This is a genomic window from Litoribacter ruber, assembly GCF_018449405.1.
Lineage (GTDB): Bacteria > Bacteroidota > Bacteroidia > Cytophagales > Cyclobacteriaceae > Litoribacter > Litoribacter ruber.
This window is the reverse complement of record NZ_JAHCMY010000034.1, coordinates 1-2,921: the sequence shown is the minus strand read 5'-3', so window position 1 is coordinate 2,921 and position 2,921 is coordinate 1. Positions and strand designations below refer to the sequence as shown.

The 2,921-nt window shown below is 36.0% G+C and carries 3 protein-coding genes; 2 read left to right on the top strand and 1 reads right to left on the bottom strand.

The features are described 5' to 3' along the window. Both KI659_RS18435 and KI659_RS18430 read left to right on the top strand, forming a co-directional pair. Positions 1 to 1,508 (top strand): RHS repeat domain-containing protein (locus KI659_RS18435; protein WP_213946863.1); only part of this gene is annotated, 1,508 nt, incomplete at its 5' end. Next, entirely contained in the window at positions 1,508 to 2,143 is a 636-nt protein-coding gene (locus KI659_RS18430) for a tetratricopeptide repeat protein (RefSeq protein WP_213946862.1), read from the top strand. The genes KI659_RS18435 and KI659_RS18430, both read left to right, overlap by 1 nt. Here the strand turns inward: KI659_RS18430 and KI659_RS18425 are convergent. After that, positions 2,140 to 2,658: a hypothetical protein gene (locus tag KI659_RS18425; RefSeq protein WP_213946861.1), complete on the bottom strand. Its 519-nt coding sequence runs from the start codon at positions 2,656 to 2,658 to the stop codon at positions 2,140 to 2,142. The two genes, KI659_RS18430 and KI659_RS18425, sit on opposite strands and share 4 nt — an antisense overlap. Positions 2,659 to 2,921: the final 263 nt, after the last annotated feature.

The following is a 2,921-nucleotide window of genomic DNA, read 5'->3' as shown; positions in this document are numbered from 1 at the left end:
GGAACCTGATTGAACTTGACCAGCAGGCCGGCCAGCAGCAGAATCCGAAAGGGAACGGCAACGGTAAAGGAGGCGGAAGCAACAACGGTAACGGAAATGGTAAGGCCAATGCTCCGGGGCAGAACAAGGGGGATGATGCAGGGGGGCTGACTGCCGCCAATTCTACTGGGGATATTAGTTACAGATATGACGCCATCGGTAATTTGACTTCAGATGAAAAAGAAGGAATCACCAATATAGAATGGACGCCTTATGGAAAGATAAGGGCTGTCAATAAATCAGACGGGACCAAGCTGGAGTTCAGGTATGACGCTTCCGGTAACAGGATTCAGAAGAAAGTGGGTGAATCTATTCAATCCTATATTCGAGATGCCTCGGGAAACCCGATGGGTATATATGAGGCTGATTCAATTATAGAGCAATCCATTTATGGAAGCTCCAGATTAGGAATTCAAGTGGCCAGTTCACAACAAGGGTACCGCACTTTAGGAGGAAAGCGTTATGAGCTCTCTAACCATCTTGGGAATGTACTTGCAGTGGTGACGGATAATATCCATATGGATGCCGATAGTACTTGGGCTCAGGTGAGTTCGCTTACGGATTATTATCCGTTTGGATTGGCGATGGATGGGAGGACTTATCAGGATACTACCCTCTACAGGTATGGATTACAAGGATGGGAGAGGGATGATGAAATTTCTGGATTAGGAAAATCCTATACGACATTTTTTCGGCAACACGACACCAGACTTGGAAGAACATGGTCGAAAGATCCTAAAAGACTATATCCTTCACCGTATGTTATGCTAGGAAATAGCCCGATGAATGGATTAGACCCTGATGGAGCTTGGTTTTGGGAGAAAAGAAACGTGCGTCAAGCGAGAACATTTGCGAAAAAAACGGGTGGTGAATTTGAAACATGGAAAGGTAAGAATAGGCAGAGATTTGCAAGTGTAACAATAAATAATACAGAGGAGGGTACCAGTAGTATAGATGGTAATATTGTTACCGTTGACCAACAAAATGTTACAGCTTATATTTTTAGACCTGACCAAGACCGTTCTGATTTATTATTGTCTTCTGGAATAGGTTTTTATGAAACAATGAGAGCAAGTCATAGGGGGTTGGAAAGATTAAATTGGACCTTTAAATCTGGAGAGGCTTGGATGCAGGGGGATGGAGAATTTAATAGGAATGGCCAAGCTCCAGGGGTGGTAAAAGCTATTGCAGGGATCAACCCATTAATTTCTGTACCTAATGCTATTAATGTTCTAAAAAATGAAAAGGACATCTATGGAGTAGAAGCATCGAGTAATCTTGATCAAATTTTAGCTGCAACTGCTTTAGTTGCTCCTTTTAATCTTGGTGGAAATGTTAGTAGGGAAGTATTGGGGAAATCAACAGCAGGTAAAATAATTGATGGTGTTAATACAGCTGCTCAAGTCATTAATGATGCGGGGATACTGGATCAAATTAAAAAGCAAAAATCAAAAAAAAACAATGATTAATGATGGGAAAAATTAAATTTCAATATTTAGGATTCTTATTTTTCACCTTATTAGCTTGTGAGAATAAAGGGTTGGAAAATAGTTTAAGAGAGGAGAATCTGTTGGATTCACTATCTAATCTATACCAACAAGGTGATATAAACCTTTGTGTAAAATTAGGAGAGTTTTTCACTAAAGAATATAAGGAAAATCACCAAGGGTACCAGTTATTAAGTTCCGCATATTTAAAAAATGAAAATGACTCATTAGCTATATTAAACGCAAAAAAATCTTTAGATATAAATCCACTAAATCCAATTTCTTTGCTAAATATAGCAATTGTGTTTGATAAAAGAGGGGATTATGAATCAGCATTTTCCTATTATGAAAAATCTTTATTGATCAATGAAAATCTATATCAAACTTACTCAAATTATGTTGGTAACAGAATTTTGAGTAATGATTTAAGGCATGCTTTAGAGTTAAGTGAAAAAGCTGTTGAGTTAGGTGATTATGTAGGAGATAAAGCATTATTGGTTTATTTATATCATGAAGTGAAAGAGTTTAATAAAAGAGATAGTTTGTTTGAAGTGTTGAGAAAATTGGATTATGTAAATTTATCTGATTTGGAAGATGTGCTTATTGATGAAAATTAAAATTTACTAAAATCTTCTACAACTATTTTGTCTGTTCGATCTTTATTCCATTCTTTTATTATTTTATTTAAAAAATAAAAGTCTTTAGTGGTTATTAATAAATCGAATGTATGAATTCTCTTATTGTATGTGAATATTAACTTGTTATCTGTTCCGTCTTTAAAATTTATACTTTGGGGGTTTAAAATATAAGAGTCTCCTTTATTTCCTCCGAAATAGAATTTAATGGTGGTTAAATCTTTTGTTGAAATCCTAAGTTTTGGTAATTCATTCGTCTGTATTGTTATGTAATCTTTATGGAATTTTATTGAACCAATAATGGTGGTTTTTTTAAATAGGATTAGCCAAACTCCAGAAATTAATATTAAAGTAATTAAAATTAAATTTAATACTTCTATTTTAAATACTGTAGAGTTTAAAATTAAAATGATTAATAAAAACAGTGTTAGTATGGAGAAGAGTTTATGGGAACGAGCTGATTTTCCTGCAATATTTATGTTATAGAAGTGATTCATTGTGGTGAATTTTTAACACTGTACAAGACTGTAGACTAATTGTTTTTGGTAAATTTAAACAAAGCAGAGGGAAGAATCCAAATACGATTCCGACTACAGTTGACCAGAATGAGGGCCGAGCGTTAAAAATTGCTCCGGTGGCCCATAATGCTTTCGAGGTTAGCGAGAGCCAGGTTGCAGGGTGGGTTAACTTTACAGCGCAGGGGCAAGTCCCCCGGCAACCTGGACGATAACTTCATCTATGAATACTATGCAGGCACGAA